A 19,067-nucleotide genomic window follows, 5' to 3' on the forward strand; every position below is an offset into this window, starting at 1 on the left:
GCTGAGCGGGTCAGTCCCGTATCAGCTTCTCCAGATAATGAATGGTGAAGTCTACCTGTTTGAAACCGCCATCGCGTACCAGTTTCCGGTGCAGCGCCTGATTGGTCTTGATGCCCTCGACAAGCAGTTCGTCCAGCGCGTTCTTCATGCGGCGACGGGCAATTTCCCGATCATCGCCCCAGGTGATCAGTTTGGCCACCATGGAGTCGTAGAAGGGTGGCACGGTGTAGCCGCTGTACAGGTGCGAATCTACCCGGATGCCGTTGCCCCCGGGGGCATGGAAGTGCTTGACCGTGCCCGGGCTGGGCACGAAGGTTTTCGGATCCTCGGCATTGATACGGCATTCCAGTGCGTGGCCGGAAATCTTGATGTCGTCCTGGGTGTATTGCAGGGGCAGGCCACTGGCAATGCGCAGCTGCTCGCGAACAATGTCCACGCCAGTCACCATCTCCGACACCGGATGCTCCACCTGTACCCGGGTGTTCATCTCGATGAAGTAGAAGGCGCCGTCCTGATACAGGAACTCGAACGTGCCGGCCCCCACATAGCCGATTTTCTTGCAGGCATCGACGCAGGCCTTCAGTGTTATTTCCCGTGCTTCCGGGTCGATGTTCGGTGCGGGTGCTTCTTCCAGTACTTTCTGGTGCCGGCGCTGCATGGAGCAGTCCCGGTCGCCCAGGTGAATCACGTTGCCATGGGTGTCCGCCAGAACCTGGACCTCCACATGGCGGGGGCGTTCCAGGTATTTCTCGAGGTAAACCGTGGCATCGCCAAAGGTGTTCTTTGCCTCGCTCTGGGTGATCTGCACGCTTTTCAGCAGCGCTGCCTCGGAATGAACCACCTGCATGCCACGGCCGCCGCCACCGGAGGCTGCCTTGATGATCACCGGGTAGCCGATTCTCCTGGCCACTTCCAGAGTGCGCTCGTCATCGTCGGTGATCGGACCATCAGAGCCCGGAACAGTGGGAACACCGGCTTCGATCATGGAATTGATGGCCGAGACCTTGTTACCCATCAGGCGAATGGTTTCAGCCCTGGGGCCGATAAAGCGAAAGCCGCTTTTTTCCACCTGTTCGGCGAAATCGGCGTTTTCCGCAAGAAAGCCATAGCCGGGATGAATACCGACGGAATCCGTCACTTCCGCTGCGCTGATGATCGCGGGGATGTTCAGGTAGCTTTCAGTAGCGCTGTTGGGGCCGATACAGACAGATTCATCCGCCAGGCGCACATGCATCAGCTCGCGGTCAATCTGCGAATGGACGGCCACGGTCTTGATGCCCAGCTCCTTGCAGGCTCGCAGGATGCGCAGGGCGATCTCGCCGCGGTTTGCGATCAGAACTTTTTCTAACATAGCCATGAGGGTATCACCGGGTTCAGGAAATGATGATCAGTGGCTGGTCGAATTCGACCGGCTGCCCGTTCTCTACCAGGATCTCGGCGATGGTACCGCTCTTGTCCGCCTCGATCTGGTTCATCATCTTCATGGCTTCCACAATGCACACCACGTCACCGGCCTTAACCGACTGCCCGACTTCCACGAACGACTTGGCCGTGGGCGAGGGCGAGCGGTAGAAAGTGCCCACCATCGGTGACTTCACGGCATGGCCGGTGGGTTCCGCAGGTTTGGCCGGCTCATCGGCAGCCTGTGTGGACTGCTGCGGGTATGACCCGGGCTGGGGTGCCGGAGACGGATACTGAGCCATGTACTGCGGCGCAGGCAATTGTTCACGACGGCGAGAAATGCGAACGGAATCATCACCCTCGTGAATTTCCAGCTCCTCGACGTCGGATTCCTCCAGCAGCTCTATAAGTTTCTTGATCTTGCGAATGTCCATAGTCAGTCCGATCCCGTTTAATCAGTTCTATCGATGAATTCGTTGCAGGGCCGCTTTGAGTGCGAGGTCGTACCCATGGCTGCCCAGCCCGCAGATAACGCCTTCGGCGATATCAGAAAAATAGGAGTGATGGCGGAACGCTTCCCGCGCATGCACGTTGGAAATATGTACCTCAATAAACGGAATGCCTGATGCCAGCATGGCATCCCGCAGTGCAACACTGGTGTGAGTGAATGCCGCCGGGTTGAAAATGATGAAATCCACCCCTTCTGATCTTGCTTCATGGATCCGCTCAATCAGTTCATATTCCGCGTTTGACTGTAAATGTAGCAGGTGATGACCACTTTCGGCGGCTTTCCGGTGCAATCGTTCATCAATGTCGGACAAAGTCTCATAGCCATAGACCTCCGGCTCGCGGGTTCCGAGCATGTTCAGGTTGGGTCCATGGAGGACGAGTATGGTCGCCATGATTGCATCTGCCTTGCTGACTTATTTACAGGATCGCCGACTTTAGCGACATTTTTCCCCAATAGTGCGTGCTTGAGGCCTTCAGATCAACACTTTTTGACATTCAGGTTTGTGTCAAAAAGTATCCCGGCACCAGGAGCGCCTTGTTACCCGATAACCCGCCTATTGTCGGGAACGATGGGAAAGAGCGCTATAAGACGTTGGTTTCATGTTCGGTTTTTGCCGTATGCGAACAAATCCGATGTCATACCGGCCCGGTACCCCGGATTTACTCCCTAAGTTCAACTGGATCAAGGCGATGGTGGTCTGTCGATACTTGGCAATGCGAGACAGACTGGCGGTCTCAAAGACCTGCAAGTCCAGGGAGGAATCATGCGAGATACCGAGATTTGCCGAAAACTGTTGCAATTGGAGGAGCCGTGGACCGTTGACCGGGTCAAAGTCGACGTTCAGGCGAGGGAGCTTCATGCCTATCTGGTGGCTGGTAAATCCTGGTTCGGCCGGCCCTCCCTTGTCCGCCCCAAAATGCGTTGGCGCCATGCCAATGTTGGCGCTTTCAAGACCTTCATTCACGCAACGCTACCGGACAACCGGGAGCAACAGCAGGGGCCCTCTTTTCTGGGGCAGGTGGATCGCGACTTTACCCACGGTCTGGCCCAGCGTGTGGTCGAGTGCCTGAAGGCCGGCCTGGGCTATCGGCAGGTGTGCAATCTGCTGGAGATCGATGTTTATCTGGCCTGGCAGATACGACACGCCCTCGGCGAGGGACAATTGAGCGCCGAGGAGCAGCCACTCGATCACAACCCGGAGGCGTCCTCGTCACGCCAGATTCCGCCAACCGGCGACCCGGTCTGGTTTCGCCTTTTGGAGTCAGAGGAGTCCATAGACATCCATCTGCTGGGGCTTCGGTTGTTGCTGGCGCGGTGTCGACAGGAGTTCCCCGCCCTTTCCAGCAACGACGCAAAGATCATGAGGGTTAATACAGTGCGTCGATTTTTCATCAAGCATGAAAAGCAGCTCGACCATGAAATTTCCCAATTGCTGGAGCTGAAGCGCGCTAGCCAGGCGGGAGCAGAATCATGAACACGCGGGTAGAAGGTGGATTGATGTCTGTGGCGAGCGCCGCGGAGGTGATTGAGCGCGGAGTGGCACTGACAATCGCCGGTGAGGCGTCACTTCTGAACCAGTTGCCCCGCGGCCGCTGGATCGGCGGCACCACTCCCTATTTCATGACGTCTGAAGGTGGGCAGTGCTGCAGGGAGGCGGTTTTCGTGCAGTGTCTGGATACCGTGGATGTGAGTGTCGCCTGTTATGACAAGGATACCCTTGCACATGTGCTGGAAGATGCACCGGAGAATGGCTACTCAATCATTATCCTGCCGGCAGGCAGTCCTGTGCTGGAAGTATACGCTCACCACGCTCCGGACTTCCCCGATATGTTCATCAAGCCGATTGTCGGATGGGTTTCGGGGGTTCACCTGGATGAGTTGGGGCAGAGCAGTGCAGCCGTTCTCGACGGCCAGAGCGGAGAGCTTCACACCGATCGTGCAGTGGTGTTGCACGTGTCGTTGCCGGAGGGCAGCACAGCCATGGTGCATACGGTCAACCTGTTCGAGGCGGGCTTCGGCCCGGAACTGACGTTCGGCGCCACCAGCGACGTCCTCGACGAGTGTTGTGTGGATGGTGTCGTTGGCAATCTGGCGGACGTTATCGCCGCACAGGAAACTGGCCTCAGGCTGCCCCTGGTGGCGGATTACTGTGGGGCGATGGTCAACGTGAGTATCCAGTCAGTGAACGAGTCGGCAGGCAGGGTCAAACTCTATGCGCCGGTGTTCGAGGGTGTCCGGTACCGGTTCGCGCGACCGGTTGCGGATTATCCCGCCAAGTTCATGGCCGCCATGCCCAGGCACCCCGGCAATCTGGTGTTCGGTTGTAACTGTATCCTGAACTACCTCCACTCCGCTCTGGAGGGCAGGAAAACTGCGCAACTGACGGGCCCCATCACGTTTGGGGAGGTGGCTTATCAGCTACTGAACCAGACGGCCGTTTTTCTCACGGTCGAACATGACGACTGAGCCGGATTGGCTCAGTCGCCAGCGGCCGTAACGCAGTTCCGCCCCTGCTCCTTGGAGCGGTAGAGCGCCCTGTCTGCACGTTCGCACAGAGCTGGGGAGGTGTCACCCTTCCAGGCGGCAACGCCGCAACTGAACGTCACGTTGAACTCCCGGTCACCCGCTGGCTGCAGCAGTTCCGAGAAGCGTTCACGGATTTCGTTCAACACGTTACGGGCGTCGCTCTCGCGGGTGTCGGGCAGGATGATGGCAAATTCCTCGCCACCATACCGGCCTATGTGATCGGTTTTGCGCAGGCGCTGTTTGAGGAACATGGACAGGCTTCGGAGTACACGGTCGCCAATGGGATGCCCGAAGGTGTCATTCACTTTCTTGAAGTAATCGATGTCGATCATCGCAAAGCAAAGCGGCTGATCTTTCTGCCGGCATTTCACGATTTCCTGATCCAGCAGGTGCAGTGTGTGGGTGTGATTGAACAGCCCCGTCAGGCTGTCGCGGATCATCAGCGCCAGCAGCGAGCGGGCGCGCCGGCCGCGGTTGTGGATGGTGGCGATCAGGTGCTTGGGGTCGATGGGTTTGGTAAGAAAGTCATCGCCCCCGAGGCTCATGGCATGGAGTTGCTTGCTGACGTCCTCCTCGGCCGACAGGTAAATGATGGGTACGCTGTGGAATCGGTCCTGCTGGCGAATCACCCGGGCGATTTCCATGCCTGTACAACCGGGCATGTACATATCGAGGATAATGATCTCCGGAGAAAAGTCCTCCAGCGCATGGATGATCTGCATGGGGTCGGTGATGATATGGGCGGTCATCCCGGCCTTTTTGAGCACCGTTTCCATGAACTTGGCCTGGGCGCGGGAGTCATCCAGAACCAGTACCTTGTAGGGTTCTACCGTGTTGCCGTGAGTGTATGTCTCGATCTTTTCGATCAGCTGGCCCGGGTCTACTGCCGGAAAGAAAAATTCCTCGCCACCGCAGCGTGAGGCGCGCAGCCGCGTCTCGATGGTGCCGTCTTCATCGCTCATGAAGATAATGGGAATGGGCGTATCGTGGCGCTCCTGCAGGCGTTCAATAGTGGCAATGCCACTTAACTGTTCGCCACCGTAGTTGACGTCCATGAGGATGGTTTCGGGCTTGTGGAGGGCGCAGGCTTCAATCAGCTTGTCCGAGGTGTGGAAAGCGGACGCGCGGAAGCCGAAGAACTCGAGCTGACGAATGAGCCGGCCTGCCATTTCCTCGCTGGACAGCGCTATGTAGACCGGGGTGCGGCGATACTGCTGTGGGGCTTCGCTCGCCGTCTGGTCAGTGCGCCGCAGGGTGCACCGGGAGAGCTGTTCGATGGCATCCTGCAGTTTGCGGTCCAGGCCGTCCGGCAGCGCCTCGCCTTCGGGCCACTCGCCAATAAGCTCGAACACTTTCTGTCCGGAGTCAGCATGGCTCGCCATCTCGAAGCGTCTGGCGTAGCGAACCAGCTTGTCGGCCGCTCTGGCAAAATCGCCCCTGAACGCGGCAGACTGGCTGGTGTCTTCGTGGACCTTCTGCCACGTATCCAGGACAACCCTGGCCTGGGTTGTGACGCGGCGAGCAAAGTGCTGCCTGAGTTTGTCTTTCTGGCTTTCGTCGTTCATTGTGCTCCGGCCTGTATTTTTTTTCGTTCCTGGCCGCCCGTCTCCAATACAGGCAGATATTTTCAACATTAGTCGTTTTGCAGAGTCTATAGTGTTTAATGTTGTCGGCGTAGGTGACTCTGTGTAAATGTTTGTCAACTCTGCGGTGCAGGTCACATCAGCTCCCCGGTAACCGTTATTCCAGGCAGGGGTTGCCCGTTATGGCACGGATGCAGGAAACATTACAATTTGCCCGGCAGCGGGGTGTGATCACCCTGCGCAGTCTGCTGTTGTTGTTCACCGGGGGGCTGTTATTGCTGGTACTGATTGCTGCCGTCAGTGTGAGCTTCGACCGTTTCCGGGACTACATGACCGACCAGCTGCGTGGCCACTCACAGGATGGCGCCACCGCTATCGGCCTTTCGCTGTCCAACGCCATCGACGGCCGTGACCCGGTAGCCGCCGCCTCCCTAGTTGACGCCGTGTTCGACAGTGGTCGTTACCTGTCTGTGGTTTACATTGATAACCAGGGGGAAGAGGTTGCCGGCAGGGAAACGTCCCTTCGTGAATTAAAGGTGCCTGGCTGGTTCGTATCTCTCGCCGACCTGCCCCTGCCCGTAGGGGAGGCAGAGGTGGTGCGGGGCTGGAGCCGGCTGGGCAAGGTCAGGGTGGTCAGTCATCCTGGTCGTGCCTATGAAGATCTCTGGAAGGTAACGTCCCGTACGGTCGCCGGTTCCGTGCTGGTTGCCGGCGTCGGGTTGATTGGCCTGTTCTGGACGATGACCCGCATCCTGCGGCCGCTGAGGGCTGTAGAGATACAGGCTCAGGCCCTTGGCCGGCGAGATTTCCGGCGCAGGGTGGATATCACTTCTACCCGCGAGCTCAATCAGGTTACCCGTGCCATGAACCAGATGGCGGATGACCTTGGCCAGTTGTTTGAAGGGCAGGCCAAGCTGATCCAGCATTTGCGCAAGGTCAACAACGAAGACAGTGTGACGGGGCTGGCCAGTCGCAGGGCTTTCGAACAGAGGCTCAAGGTAGAGGTGGAGTCTGAGGAGCGCGCTGCACCGGGTGTGTTGTTCCTGATCCAGCTGGCGGATTTTGCCCGGTATAACCAGACCTACGGCCGTGAAGAGGCGGATCGCCTGTTGGTCAGCATTGGCGACGCCATCGGGGGCTTTAGCCGCGGTCACAGTGACTCCTTTGCAGGAAGGCTGACCGGAGCCGGGTTTGCCGTCTTTCTGCCCGGTGTTTCCCGGGCAGACGGCGTCATATGGTGCCGCCAATTGCTGGACCAGCTCGATGGCATCTACTCCGACTTCTCCGCGCCGATGGACGTTTCGGTTCACGCCGGTATCGCCCAGGCTGCCGAGAATCGCAATGTCCGTGACCTGATGGCTGCCGCCGATGAGGCCCTGCGCCAGGCCCAGGCGGACGAGGCTTCCACATGCCATGCCGCCGACGCCGACCGGCTTGAGCACTACAACAGCGAAACCTGGCGAGCGATCATCAAGCAGGCTATACGGGATGGCTGGTTGTCACTCTGGCTGCAGCCCATGGTTGGCAAGGGTGACGGTGACGTGCTGTTCCACCAGGTGTTCTCCCGGATGAAGACGCCCGATGGCTGGGTCAAGGCCAATATCTTCGTGCCCATGGCAGAGCGTTTTGGTATGACCCCTGATATTGACCGCTGGGTTTTGACGCGCTCACTCGCGCTGCTGCGGGAGCAGCCGGATGCTCAACTGGCAATGACCCTGGGAGTGGTGTCCGTGGCCAGCGACAGGTTCCGGACAGATCTTCTGGAGCAATTGGCCATGGCGGGACCGGAACGCCAACGGTTACAGGTAGGCGTATCCGAGCAGGCTATCCACCATCACCGTGTCCAGGTAGGGCTCCTGGTGCGTGCCCTGAACCGCCTGCAGGTGCCGGTGATTGTCGATCGCTTCGGGGTTGGCGGTGTGCCGTTCAGCTACCTGAGGAATCTGAGATTCCAGGCGCTGCGTATCGATAGTAGCTTTATCCACGACATCGACAGTCATGAGGATAACCGCTTCTACCTTGAATCCGTGGCCACCATAGCCCACAGCAGAGGCGTCAGGGTATACGTGACCGGTGTGGAGACCGAGAGCGAGTACTCGGTACTGGGCGGTATCGGTGTTGATGGAGCAATGGGGTACCATCTGGGACGCCCGTTTGAAGCGGGCCAGTGACACCGGCTGCAGAGCCGCAAATTGCATAAAGTTCGCCTATGCGTCATGGTAATTGACGCTCTCGGACGGACTGAGCCAGACAAAACGACAGACAGGGGAAAAACAACCAATGTCAGGAAAAATCAGACAGTATTTCAGTGATCGCAAAGATGACCTTCGGGATTTCTCCGGTGGTGGTGGGGTTATCGGCAAACTCATCCTGGCTGTCCTGGTCGTTTATTTCCTGGTTGCTCTGGTGCTGGGGATGATCTGGAGCAGTGAGCCGGATGTATTTTCAGTTCGGGAGCATACGCGGGCGGTTGCCACCGAAATGCAGCGGGAGCCTGTTACTGGTTTTGCGACCACAGTGACCATGATTCGTGTTGCTGAAACATTGCTGGAAAAGCCCGGGGGGTATGTTTCCAACGACATATTCCCGCCGGGGCTCTGGCTGGATAACATGCCCAACTGGGAATTTGGTGTACTGGTGCAGCTTCGCGACTTCTCCCGCGCCATGCGCAGGGACATCAGCCGTTCCCAGAGCCAGTCGGCTGAAGATCGGGACCTGGTTATTGCCGAGCCGCAGTTGCACTTCGACAGCGGTAGCTGGGCGCTCCCCTCCACCGAGGCGGAATACCGTCGTGGTATCAAGGCCTTGCGCAGCTACCTCGACCGCCTGTCGCGCCCGGATCAGCCCGATGCCCAGTTCTTCGCCAGGGCCGATAACCTGGCAAACTGGCTGGGGGACCTTGAAACCCGTCTGGGCAGTCTCTCCCGTACACTGGGTGAGAGTGTCGGAAAGGCATCGGTGTCCGACGCAGTGTCCAATATCAATCCTGAGGATCCGCTTTCGGAAGACACCATGGGTGAGGAGGTCAAAACCTCCTGGACCAAAATCGATGATGTCTTCTATGAGGCCCGTGGCAGTGCCTGGGCCCTGTTGCACATCTTCCGCGCCATCGAGGTGGACTTTCGCAAGGTGCTGAACGACAAGAACGCGCTCGCCAGCGCCAAGCAGATCATTATCGAACTGGAAGGTAGCCAGGGCGATATGTGGAGCCCGGTGATTCTGAATGGCAGCGGTTTTGGTGTGCTGGCCAACCATTCCCTGACTATGGCGGCGTATCTGTCACGCGCCAGTGCTGCAATCAGCGACATGCGTGACTTGCTGACCCGGGGCTGATGCCGGGAAAAGCTGATGACCTAAAAAAACCGGGCCATTCGAGCCCGGTTTTTTAGGTTCACCTGAAAGCGCTGGTGTCAGCCCTTGTAGGCATTCACGGCGTCTTCAATGGCTTTTTTGGCCTCGGCGGCATTGCCCCAGCCCTGAACCTTGACCCACTTGCCCGGCTCGAGAGTCTTGTAGTTCTCGAAGAAGTGATGGATCTGGTCCCGCAGCAGTTCCGGCAGATCGTCAATTTCCTTCACATTGTGGTAGGAAGTGGTCAGTTTGTCGTGGGGAACCGCCACCAGCTTGGCGTCGCCGCCAGCTTCGTCTTCCATGTTCAGCACGCCAACCGGGCGGCAGCGGATAACCGAACCTGCCTGTATCGGGTAGGGGGTGACGACCAGTACATCAATGGGGTCGCCATCATCGGCCAGGGTATGGGGGATGAAGCCGTAGTTGGCCGGATAGAACATGGGTGTAGCCATGAAGCGGTCTACCAGCAGTGCGCCCATGTCTTTGTCCAGCTCGTACTTGACCGGGGAGCTGTTGGACGGGATTTCGATGGCGACGTAGATGTCTTCTGGCGGGTTTTTGCCAACCGGGATGTTATCGAAGTTCATGAGCGATCCTTCCTGAAGTGCGTTTAACGGCGTTTAAAAAGTGGGCGCAATTATACGGCACAATGGTGCGGATCGAAACTAAACGTTGGTCTCGCTTTGGGGGTTGCAGGTCATCTTCTATGTAGGTCGGATTAGGCGAAGCCGTAATCCGACAAAACCAACCCCCTAAAACCGCATCTGCTTCGCGATCAACTCTTTCATAATCTCATCGGTACCACCACCAATCGACAGAATCTTCCCATCCCGGTACAGCCGCTCCACCACCGATTCCCGCATATACCCCATGCCACCATGAATCTGGACGGCTTCGCGGGTGACCTTCTCACAAACGTCCACCGCAAAGTTCTTCGCCATCGCCACCTGTTTGATCGGGTTCTTGCCCGCCTGCATCAGCGCTGCGCAGCGGTAGGTGTACTCCCGCGCCACATCCACCTGGGTAGCCATGTCCACCAGCTTGTGGCGCGTTACCTGGAAGCCTTTGACCGGGCGACCAAACGCCTCCCGTTGCCCGGCCCAGGCCAAGGCCGCTTCCAGGGCTATTTCGGCGGTCATGTACGCCATAATCGAGAGACTCAGGCGCTCCGCCAGAAAATTGCTCATGATGGCAATAAAGCCGGCGTTTTCGGCGCCGATCAGGCGGTTGACCGGCACCCGGCAGTCTTCAAAGAACAGTTCCGCTGTATCGCTGGCCCACCAGCCCATTTTGCGAAGTTTTTTGCCCCTGAAGAAACCCGGCATGTCGCGGTCAATCAGCAACAGGCTGACACCCCCGTGACCTTCGCCCCCGGTGCGTACTGCAACTGTGTAGTGATCGGCACGAATGCCGCTGGTGATAAAGGTCTTGCTACCGTTGACGATGTAATGATCGCCTTCCCTGACCGCCTTCGTCTTGAGGCTGGCCACATCAGAGCCGCCACCGGGTTCAGTGATCGCCAGTGCTGCGATCTTCTCGCCGCGCAGCACCGGCGGTACGATGGCCTCTTTCACCTCTGGTTGCGCCCATTTCGCCACAGGCGGAAGGCCGATATCCAGCGACCCAAGCCCGGCCACCAGGCCGCCAGAGGTGGAACGCATCAGTTCCTCTGAAACGGCGACCTTCATAAACACATCGCCTTCGCCAATGCCGCCGAGACTTTCCGGAAACCCGACCCCAAGAAGCCCTGCATCTCCAGCCTGTTTATAAAGTTCCCGGGGAAACTCGCCGGCTTCCTCCCAGTCGTCTATGTAAGGCAGAACATGTGTGGTAACAAACTTGCGGGCAGTCTGACGGACCTGCTCATGGGTATCGTTGAAGTAATCGGACACGGAAAGCCTCCCTGTGATCGGAAATCATAGGAGCAGTCTCACTCAAATCAAAAAACCAAGCAAGCGCTTGGTTCAATGAAGGCCCGAAAAGAATTTGGGCCGCGAAGAGGGGAGCTCATCAGGGGACGTCAAAAACATGGGTGTTTTTGTCGAGCGTACAGGGACGTATTCACAGCGTGCCCCTGATGAGCTCCCCTCTTCGTGGCTTTCCCCGAGCTCACGGTCGCCGCAGAAAGTCAGCCGTCCTCGCGGGAAATACTCTTGACGCCATCCTTGGTGCCAAGCAACAACAAATCCGCTGGCCGACGAGCAAACAGGCCGTTGGTAACAATGCCTACGATATTGTTCAGCTTCTCTTCCACCTGGATCGGCCGGGAAATATCCAGGTTATGGATGTCGATAATGATATTGCCGTTGTCCGTCGTGAAACCTTCGCGGTAAACCGGGTCACCGCCCAGCTTCACGATTTCGCGGCCAACATAGCTGCGGGCCATGGGTACCACCTCCACCGGAAGCGGGAACTCACCCAGGATACCCACCTTCTTGGACTCGTCGGCAATGCAGATAAACGTCTTGGATACAGCCGCAACGATCTTCTCGCGGGTCAGGGCGCCACCGCCTCCCTTGATGAGTTCCAGGTGTTCATTGGTCTCATCGGCGCCATCCACATAGAACTCGAGCGGCGCGGCACTGTTCAGGTCGTACACCGGAATACCGTGACTCTTCAGCCGCTCCGCCGTGGTATCGGAACTGGCAACAGCACCGTCGAAGTCATTACGTATGTTGGCCAACAGGTCGATAAAACAGTTGGCAGTGCTGCCGGTACCCACGCCAATAATGCTGTCCTGGTCCAGATGTGGCCTGATGTAGTCCAGCGCGGCCTGGGCGACGGCTTTCTTCAGTTCGTCCTGATTCATTGAAGGAGCTCCGGTTTTTTCGGGAAATGGTCACAGTGTCCGCCATTATAGCGCTTCCGGGCGACCCGCTTATAGACGGAACCCCGCCAAAGTTTCTACACTGTCCGTTTTTCCAACAAAACATCGACCTCCGGACGGAACCATGCCGCAACGCTACATAAAGAAAATCCTTGATGCCCGTGTCTACGACGTGGCCATCGAGACACCGCTGACCGAGGCCCGCAGCCTCTCAAAGCGCTTTGGCAACAACATTCTGCTCAAGCGCGAAGATCTTCAGCCGGTGTTTTCTTTCAAGATTCGTGGCGCCTACAACCGGATTGCCCAGCTTTCGGAGGAGCAAAAAGCCAAGGGCGTGATTTGCGCCTCTGCCGGTAACCATGCCCAGGGCGTGGCCCTGGCTGCGAAGAAGCTGGGTATCAAGGCGGTGATCGTGATGCCCCAGACCACCCCGGAGATCAAGGTACGTTCCGTGCGTGACCATGGCGCCAGGGTGGTTCTCAAGGGCGATGCCTTTGATGAAGCCGCCACGCACGCCCAGGAGCTGATCGAGAAGCACGGTTACACCTACATCCCGCCCTACGATGACCCGGACGTGATTGCCGGGCAGGGCACCGTGGCCATGGAAATCATGTGGCAGTTCGGCAAGCCTATTCACGCCATCTTTATCTGCGTTGGCGGTGGCGGGCTGATTGCCGGCATGGCCGCCTACATCAAGTACCTGCGCCCCGAAATCAAGGTCATCGGAGTGGAGCCGGAAGATTCCAACTGCCTGCAGGCGGCTCTGAAGGCCGGCAAGCGCGTGGTTCTGGATGAGGTAGGCATCTTTGCCGACGGTGTGGCGGTCAAGCAGATCGGCAAATACCCGTGGGAGATCTGCAAGGATCACGTGGACGAGGTAATCACCGTTTCCACCGACGAGATCTGCGCCGCCATCAAGGACGTCTTCGAGGACACCCGTTCCATTGCCGAACCAGCCGGTGCGCTGGGCGTGGCGGGTATCAAGAAGTACATCGAGCGGGAGCAGATCGAGAATGAAAACCTGATCGCCACCCTGAGCGGCGCCAACATGAACTTCGACCGCCTGAGGTATATTTCAGAGCGCACGGAAGTGGGTGAAAAGCGCGAAGCCATCCTGGCGGTGACCATCCCGGAGAAGCCGGGTGCGTTCAAGACCTTCATCAACGCCCTGCACAAGCGCAGCATCACCGAGTTCAATTACCGCTACGCGGATGCCACCAATGCCACCATCTTCGTCGGCATCCAGATCCAGGCCGGCGGCCACGGCCGCGAGGACCTGATCCAGGATCTTCGGGAAACCGGTTACTCGGTGATCGACCTGACCGACAGCGACCTGGCCAAGCAGCACATCCGCCATATGGTGGGCGGCCACGCGCCGAGCATCACCAATGAAAAAGTCTTCCAGTTCGAGTTCCCGGAACGCCCGGGCGCCTTGCTGAAATTCCTGATGTCACTGGGCACCCGCTGGAACATCTCCATGTTCCACTACCGCAACCACGGTGCGGCCTACAGCCGTGTGCTGCTCGGAGCTCAGGTGGAAGATGACGAGGTGAAAGACTTCGAAAAAATGCTCGACAAGGTCGGTTTCCGCTACGAAAACATGACTGATAACGAGGCTTATCAGCTGTTTTTGGGTGCAGGTAATAACAAGTCTGAATAACGCAGATTGGGATTGGGTGCAGGAGGCCTTCCAAAACTGTGCGGAGCCATGGATGGCGGAGCTCAAGCGCCACAGGGATGTGCTTGAGCGTGTTTTGGAAGGCCTCCTGCACCCAATCCGGCAGGCTAACTCCATTCTTACAAAATTTTAACCTGTGAAAAATTGTAAAACTCAGGATAGGTGTTAGTCTTTCGTCTAATTCTTGAAAACAAGAATAGTCCGCTGATTTAGATAGATTTTACTTTTCCGATTCCGGAGACCCTCACCATGGACCGCAAGCCCGATATCATTCGGTCGATTGTGCTGATTTTTGCAGTTGGTCTTGTGATTACCGGCTTTACATCGCTTCAGGCTTCCGAGGATGAGCCCAGGGCCACTTACAGTGCTGATGGCAGCGAAATCGTTATGGTTCCTGCGGTCCGGGACTGAGCTGCCTCACCCCTGTTTCCCGGCTTTTACCCGATAATATCCCCGGTCCGTTACCACACTGTGCAGGGGGATATCCCAGGGCTCCAACGGTAATTCCGATACCTTCTGACATTCATGGGCCAGCCCGATCAGCTTGGGCGCCAACCGTGGCCGGATGCGCGTAAACGCGAAGGTACGGTCATAGAATCCCCCGCCCATTCCAAGCCTGCCACCGAATTCATCAAAACCTACCAATGGAAACAGTACCGCATCCAGTGCCCATGGCGGCCGCCTTAATCCCCTGTGGAAAGGAGGCTCGGGAATGCCGAATCGATTGGCTGTGAGCCCTGTGTCGTCGGTGTAGCGGCTGAATACCAGTCTGCCATGATGAACCGGGTGCAGAACCGGCAGATAGAATCGGACACCCCTCCGGCGGGCGATGTGGGCATAGACCTGGGGGTCGATTTCACCGTCGTTGGGCAGGTAAATGGCCACGTGGCGTGCACGGTAGAGGTCGGGATGTCGCAGCAGGTTCAAGGCAAGCTGGTCGGCCGCTACCTGCTGTTCTTCCACAGAAAGAGCTCGGCGTTTTTGCCTGAGGGTCTTGCGGAGTTTGCTGCGTGATGGTGAATCGGAGTGGTCTTCGAAAGAATGGGGGGAGATAACGTTGGTCAAAATAAGCTTCCCGGGCTGCCGTTATCGGATGTGGCCCTTGAACCCAAAGTTCAAGGTCGGTGGCCGCTGTGACATATTAGGCTTTCCCCGTGAGGGGACGTGCTCACAATGCCCTAGAGTAGCCACCTGGGTAGTGCGCATCGGCTCGAGGACGAATCCGACCAGCGAACAGCCCAGGAAGTTATCTTTATTATACGGGCATTGCCGGGGCTGATTGCAACACCTGAATCGGATCTGTGTGTAATGCTTAGTTACCGGAGGTTTCGCCCAGGGCTGTATCCAGCTTCTCGTCCATGGCGCTGAGAATCGAGCTGGCGGCGCTGGACATGGTGTCCCGTTCAAGCAGGTCGTGGGTGATATTCAGGGCCGCCATCACTGCAATGCGCTCGGTGCCGAAGACCTTGCCACTGGCACGGATCTCCCGCATTTTGATATCGAGGTGCCTGGCGGCCTGTAAGAGGGCGTTCTGCTCTTCTTCAGGGCAGGCGACCAGGTATTCCTTGTCGAGAATCTTGACTTCGACGGTTGTCGGCTGCTTTGGCATCAGTGGTGCTCCAGTGCCCGGAGGCGGCCTATCATGGCTTCGATCTTGTTTTTGGCAAGATCATTCTTGTGCGTAAGCTGCGCCCGCTCGCGGTTCCAGTCGTCCTGCAGCTCGCGCAGCATCGCGTTGTCACGTTCCAGTTTGCGACAGTGTTCGATCAGCCTGTCGAGTTTGTCCGCCAATGCCTGTAGTTCGGACTGTTCCATGAGTCGTCCAACGCCTGTATCAAAGAAGTGAACTAACTATAAGTGTGGACTGCAAGCTGGTCAATTTACAGGGATGTCATGGCCCGCGATGCGTGACGTCCGTCACTCCGGCGCCACGTGCCCCAGCCCCTGTTTGCGGCTGCCACGCCAGGCCTGAAGGGCCGGAATCAGTCCTACAACAAACGCAGCGAAGGGTACGCTGGCAATGATCAGCCATTCCACCCCGTTCAACGGCCGCAAGCCGATCTGAATGCCCCAGGTTTCGAGCAGCCAGGGGCTGAGCCCGGCAATGCCGGCCGCGCCCGCTATCACCGCGAGTATGCAGGCCGCTATCGCCAGAGCCACGCATTCGATCACGTGGAGTGCTGCAATCAGCAGGGGCGAGGCGCCCGTAGCCCGGAGTATGGCGACTTCCTGCCGGCGCTGCACCTGTAGCGTCAGCAATACCGCAATCAGCCCGATCAGGCTGGTGACTACCACAAAACCGGTGATGCCCAGCAGGGCGTTCTCGAATTGTCCCATGATGCGCCATAGCTCGCTGAGGGCGACTCCCGGAAGAATCGCGGACAGGGGTTCCTCCCGGAACTCATTGATTTCCCTCTGCACCTGGAAGGTCAGCACCTTGCGTTCGATCCCGACCAGTGCGGCGGTGATGTTGTCGGGCGTCAGGTCGCGCTCCAGGGCCTGTTCCGGGGTCACGGTGCGCCCGGGAATGGCGACACCGGACTCCCAGCCGATGTGAATGGCTTCCAGGCCTTCCAGGCTGACATAAACCGCCTGGTCTACCGGCGTTCCGGTGGGAGCGAGCACTCCGGCTACTGTGAACGGGGTGTCCTTATGGTTCGAGAAGCTGGTCCGGCCGCCCCCGTGGGAAAGGATGATGTCGTCGCCCAGCTGATGACCATGCTTGCGGGCTACCCGGGCCCCCAGCACCACTTCGAACACATCGCTGAACCACCTGCCCTCGACCAGTTCGGGTTTCTGGTCGCGGCCGTAACGGAAGTACTCAGGAAACTGCTCACTGGTTCCCACCACCCGATGGCCGCGATAACTGTCACCGAGTGATAGGGGTACCAGCCAGTCTATGCGCTGGTCTTCCTGCAGTTTCTGGTAGGTGTTCCAGCGAATGTTATTGGTGGCGTCGCCTATATGAAAAATGGTGTACATCAGAAGGTTCAGCTGGCCACTGCGAGCGCCCACAATCAGGTCAGTGCCGGATATGGTATTGGTGAAGGTCTGTTTGACCTCGGTACGGAGGTACTGAACCCCCAGGAGGAGGGTGATGCTGAGTGTCAGGGTCAGGGTGACCAGTGCCAGCACTTTACGCCGGTACCACAGACTCGCCATCGCCAGTGAAAATGCCAACCGCACAGTCATTGGGCCCTCTCCAGCGTATCCAGCGCAGTCAGCGCAATCTGGTGGTTGAATCGCTCGGCCAGGCTCTGATCGTGGCTGACAAAAATAACGGATGACTGTTTTGCCTCTGCCAGCCCGAGCAACAGTTCGATAAAGCGATCGCGGTTGTCGCTGTCAAGGGCGGAGGTGGGCTCGTCCGCCAGGATCAGTTCCGGTCCACCGGTCAGTGCCCGCGCTGCGGCCACCCGTTGCTGCTGGCCAACGCTCAGCCCCGTCACCCGGCGATGCCAATGGCTCGGGGGGATGTCCAGGGCGGTCAGCAGGGACTCGGCTTCGCTCTCCGGACTAGGCAAGGCACGGGCACGGCGTTTAGGGGAAAGCCGGCATGGCAGCATGACGTTGTCCAGGGTAGTGAGGTAGGGCACCAGATTGAACTGCTGGAAGATCACGCCCATGTGGTCGGCCCTGAACCGGTCCCGCTGGCCGCCGCTCAGGCGGGCCAGGTCGGTTCCGAGCAGGCTCAGTTTGCCGGCGTCGGGGAGAATCAGGCCACCGAGCAGGCTCAGGAGTGTGCTCTTTCCGCTGCCACTGGGGCCACGAAGGAAAAGGTGTTCACCGGCGTTCAGTGTGATGTCCGGGTAGCGTAATGGCGGCTGGGTCTTGTCCCAGCAAAAGGCCAGGTTGCTGATGCTGAGAGCTTGCCGGGGGACTGCGGAACTATCCGCTGACAAGTCTGTCTTGCTGGTCATGTCAGGCATTGGTCATCCGGTGTATGATTCCTGCATTATCTCGGGAGTAACTGGTCTTATGGTTCACAATCTGAAGGCTACTGGACAGCGTAAGCGACTTGCGGTTCCGCTGTCTGTATTTGCCGCCCTGGTATTCACCTCTGCGCTGAGTATGGTCACGACAGCCGGCGCAAAGGAAGCCGCCGCTGAGATCGACTGGCTTGAACTGATGCCGGCAGAGGATCTCAATCTGCTGGAGAATATGCCAGAGGTCAGCCACGACGGTGACGGCCCTGCTGCCTTGCCGGACGAAATCATGACCGGCCGTGTCGTCCCGGAGATGGAAGGCAAATCCGGCCGGATTCCGGGCTTTGTGGTGCCGTTGAAAACAACCCAGGATATGCGGATTCTCGAGTTCTTCCTGGTGCCGTATTATGGCGCCTGTATCCACGTGCCGCCCCCGCCCCCGAACCAGATTATCCATGTGAAGTACAAAAAAGGCTTCAAGCTGGAGGCCCTGTACGATCCGGTATGGATTGAGGGCACCCTGCAAATCGAGAGAACCGAGAACGATGTGGCCTCGTCCTCGTATTCCATCGTTGCCGAAAACGTGACGCCCTACGAGGACGAGGACGTCTACTGATCAGTGGCTGACTGTGAATGCCCGGTTGGACGGCGTGAGCCGGGCGCTGCCCTGACCTGACTGACTCACCCATTCGACAGTGAGTTCCTCCAGGTTCTCGAATTTCTCCATCAGAGCCGACGTAAATTCCCGGTTTGCGCCCATGCCCTGGCACTGCAGTTGTTGGGAAACGTCGTATTCCCGATGACTGGTTTTCTCATCGTCGTCGTGGTGATCATGGCCATGAGTATCGTCGGTATCTTCGCCCCCGAGTTCGACAGCGGCAGCCGTTATTCGACAGCTGGCATCATCCACATTCACCAGTGGCGTGGTATTCAGCCACTGTTTGATCTCCGCAAGCCGGTTTCTTTCCTCGTCTGTGCGGGCTTCGTGTTCAAATCCGGCCAGATTGTAGGCGGGCGAGGTGAACATCAGGTCGATGCTGTTCTTTTCTATCGCTAGCTGAAGCCGGGCGTGGCCATGCTCGTGGGCGCCGGGGTTGTCGGCGGCAAAAGTGACGGCCGGCAGGGTGCAGGTGGCAAGCAGGTAGCCCAGGGCCAGGAACGGTTGCGTTCGGCTTGCCCTTGATGTCAGCACGGTGGATGTCTGAATCGGCATGGACAGGTACTCCGTTTGAATATTGATATGTTATAACATAATTTACGCAAT

20 protein-coding genes and 1 other RNA gene are annotated in these 19,067 nt (G+C 58.0%); 7 read left to right on the top strand and 14 right to left on the bottom strand.

Going from position 1 to position 19,067, the window contains the following annotated elements; translation table 11 throughout:
• Nucleotides 1–10: 10 nt before the first annotated feature.
• From accC to aroQ, 3 genes are read right to left on the bottom strand one after another with little or no spacing between them, the layout of a single operon-like run.
• Nucleotides 11–1,357 (bottom strand): acetyl-CoA carboxylase biotin carboxylase subunit, encoded by a 1,347-nt coding sequence (gene accC / locus QPL94_RS05350; protein ID WP_285356013.1) that lies wholly within the window; start codon nucleotides 1,355–1,357, stop codon nucleotides 11–13.
• Nucleotides 1,358–1,373: 16 nt separating this feature from the next.
• Nucleotides 1,374–1,835 carry an acetyl-CoA carboxylase biotin carboxyl carrier protein gene (accB, locus tag QPL94_RS05355; protein ID WP_285356015.1) on the bottom strand — a complete coding sequence of 154 codons (462 nt, stop codon included), beginning with the start codon at nucleotides 1,833–1,835 and terminating at the stop codon, nucleotides 1,374–1,376.
• A 27-nt stretch (nucleotides 1,836–1,862) separates the two neighbouring features.
• A complete protein-coding gene (gene aroQ / locus QPL94_RS05360) occupies nucleotides 1,863–2,303 on the bottom strand; it encodes a type II 3-dehydroquinate dehydratase (RefSeq protein WP_285356016.1) in 441 nt (146 codons plus the stop codon).
• Between the two features lie 372 nt (nucleotides 2,304–2,675).
• Between aroQ and QPL94_RS05365 the strand changes: the two genes are divergently transcribed.
• Together QPL94_RS05365 and QPL94_RS05370 are read left to right on the top strand one after the other, a co-directional pair.
• Nucleotides 2,676–3,386 (top strand): hypothetical protein, encoded by a 711-nt coding sequence (locus QPL94_RS05365; RefSeq protein WP_285356018.1) that lies wholly within the window; start codon nucleotides 2,676–2,678, stop codon nucleotides 3,384–3,386.
• Nucleotides 3,383–4,378 carry a DUF6976 family protein gene (locus QPL94_RS05370; protein WP_285356020.1) on the top strand — a complete coding sequence of 332 codons (996 nt, stop codon included), beginning with the start codon at nucleotides 3,383–3,385 and terminating at the stop codon, nucleotides 4,376–4,378. The genes QPL94_RS05365 and QPL94_RS05370 overlap by 4 nt, the downstream gene beginning before the upstream one ends.
• 11 nt (nucleotides 4,379–4,389) lie before the next feature.
• Here QPL94_RS05370 and QPL94_RS05375 read toward each other — a convergent pair whose 3' ends face one another.
• The gene (locus tag QPL94_RS05375) at nucleotides 4,390–6,003 is read right to left on the bottom strand and encodes a diguanylate cyclase (protein WP_285356023.1); all 1,614 of its coding nucleotides are present in this window, start codon (nucleotides 6,001–6,003) and stop codon (nucleotides 4,390–4,392) included.
• Between the two features lie 200 nt (nucleotides 6,004–6,203).
• Between QPL94_RS05375 and QPL94_RS05380 the strand changes: the two genes are divergently transcribed.
• Together QPL94_RS05380 and QPL94_RS05385 are read left to right on the top strand one after the other, a co-directional pair.
• Nucleotides 6,204–8,192, top strand: a complete 1,989-nt coding sequence (locus QPL94_RS05380; protein WP_285356025.1) for a bifunctional diguanylate cyclase/phosphodiesterase — start codon at nucleotides 6,204–6,206, stop codon at nucleotides 8,190–8,192.
• Nucleotides 8,193–8,301: 109 nt separating this feature from the next.
• A complete protein-coding gene (locus QPL94_RS05385) occupies nucleotides 8,302–9,354 on the top strand; it encodes a DUF2333 family protein (protein ID WP_285356027.1) in 1,053 nt (350 codons plus the stop codon).
• 77 nt (nucleotides 9,355–9,431) lie between these two features.
• On the opposite strand, the gene ppa is transcribed toward QPL94_RS05385, so the two are convergent.
• The 3 genes from ppa to rpiA form a co-directional block, all read right to left on the bottom strand.
• Nucleotides 9,432–9,959 carry an inorganic diphosphatase gene (ppa, locus tag QPL94_RS05390; protein WP_285356029.1) on the bottom strand — a complete coding sequence of 176 codons (528 nt, stop codon included), beginning with the start codon at nucleotides 9,957–9,959 and terminating at the stop codon, nucleotides 9,432–9,434.
• A 165-nt stretch (nucleotides 9,960–10,124) separates the two neighbouring features.
• Nucleotides 10,125–11,264: an acyl-CoA dehydrogenase family protein gene (locus QPL94_RS05395; protein ID WP_285356031.1), complete on the bottom strand. Its 1,140-nt coding sequence runs from the start codon at nucleotides 11,262–11,264 to the stop codon at nucleotides 10,125–10,127.
• A gap of 236 nt (nucleotides 11,265–11,500) precedes the next feature.
• Nucleotides 11,501–12,181 carry a ribose-5-phosphate isomerase RpiA gene (rpiA, locus tag QPL94_RS05400; protein WP_285356033.1) on the bottom strand — a complete coding sequence of 227 codons (681 nt, stop codon included), beginning with the start codon at nucleotides 12,179–12,181 and terminating at the stop codon, nucleotides 11,501–11,503.
• 142 nt (nucleotides 12,182–12,323) lie between these two features.
• Here rpiA and ilvA point away from each other — a divergent pair, with 142 nt between their 5' ends.
• On the top strand, nucleotides 12,324–13,859 hold the full coding sequence (gene ilvA, locus QPL94_RS05405; protein WP_285356034.1) for a threonine ammonia-lyase, biosynthetic: 1,536 nt from the start codon (nucleotides 12,324–12,326) through the stop codon (nucleotides 13,857–13,859).
• A 267-nt stretch (nucleotides 13,860–14,126) separates the two neighbouring features.
• Entirely contained in the window at nucleotides 14,127–14,288 is a 162-nt protein-coding gene (locus tag QPL94_RS05410) for a hypothetical protein (protein WP_170979007.1), read from the top strand.
• A gap of 6 nt (nucleotides 14,289–14,294) precedes the next feature.
• On the opposite strand, the gene QPL94_RS05415 is transcribed toward QPL94_RS05410, so the two are convergent.
• The 6 genes from QPL94_RS05415 to QPL94_RS05440 all read right to left on the bottom strand — a co-directional run bounded on the left by QPL94_RS05415 (nucleotide 14,295) and on the right by QPL94_RS05440 (nucleotide 17,797).
• On the bottom strand, nucleotides 14,295–14,942 hold the full coding sequence (locus tag QPL94_RS05415; protein ID WP_502881510.1) for a 5-formyltetrahydrofolate cyclo-ligase: 648 nt from the start codon (nucleotides 14,940–14,942) through the stop codon (nucleotides 14,295–14,297).
• A 3-nt stretch (nucleotides 14,943–14,945) separates the two neighbouring features.
• A non-coding RNA gene (gene ssrS, locus QPL94_RS05420) (6S RNA) lies at nucleotides 14,946–15,125 on the bottom strand.
• A 64-nt stretch (nucleotides 15,126–15,189) separates the two neighbouring features.
• Nucleotides 15,190–15,486, bottom strand: coding sequence for a cell division protein ZapA (locus QPL94_RS05425; protein WP_285356036.1), 297 nt, complete (start codon nucleotides 15,484–15,486; stop codon nucleotides 15,190–15,192).
• Nucleotides 15,486–15,692, bottom strand: a complete 207-nt coding sequence (locus QPL94_RS05430) for a TIGR02449 family protein (protein WP_285356037.1) — start codon at nucleotides 15,690–15,692, stop codon at nucleotides 15,486–15,488. The genes QPL94_RS05425 and QPL94_RS05430 overlap by 1 nt, the downstream gene beginning before the upstream one ends.
• A gap of 102 nt (nucleotides 15,693–15,794) precedes the next feature.
• Nucleotides 15,795–17,069, bottom strand: coding sequence for an ABC transporter permease (locus tag QPL94_RS05435; protein ID WP_285356038.1), 1,275 nt, complete (start codon nucleotides 17,067–17,069; stop codon nucleotides 15,795–15,797).
• The gene (locus QPL94_RS05440) at nucleotides 17,066–17,797 is read right to left on the bottom strand and encodes an ABC transporter ATP-binding protein (protein WP_502881537.1); all 732 of its coding nucleotides are present in this window, start codon (nucleotides 17,795–17,797) and stop codon (nucleotides 17,066–17,068) included. The genes QPL94_RS05435 and QPL94_RS05440 overlap by 4 nt, the downstream gene beginning before the upstream one ends.
• Nucleotides 17,798–17,948: 151 nt before the next feature.
• On the opposite strand from QPL94_RS05440, the gene QPL94_RS05445 reads away from it, so the two are divergent.
• Complete coding sequence (locus QPL94_RS05445) at nucleotides 17,949–18,419, top strand: DUF3299 domain-containing protein (RefSeq protein ID WP_285357844.1); 471 nt, start codon at nucleotides 17,949–17,951, stop codon at nucleotides 18,417–18,419.
• Here the strand turns inward: QPL94_RS05445 and QPL94_RS05450 are convergent, their stop codons facing one another.
• Nucleotides 18,420–19,016, bottom strand: coding sequence for a ZrgA family zinc uptake protein (locus QPL94_RS05450; protein WP_285356040.1), 597 nt, complete (start codon nucleotides 19,014–19,016; stop codon nucleotides 18,420–18,422).
• Nucleotides 19,017–19,067 lie beyond the last annotated feature (51 nt).

Origin of the sequence: Marinobacter sp. SS13-12 (genome assembly GCF_030227115.1) — a bacterium.
Lineage (GTDB): Bacteria > Pseudomonadota > Gammaproteobacteria > Pseudomonadales > Oleiphilaceae > Marinobacter.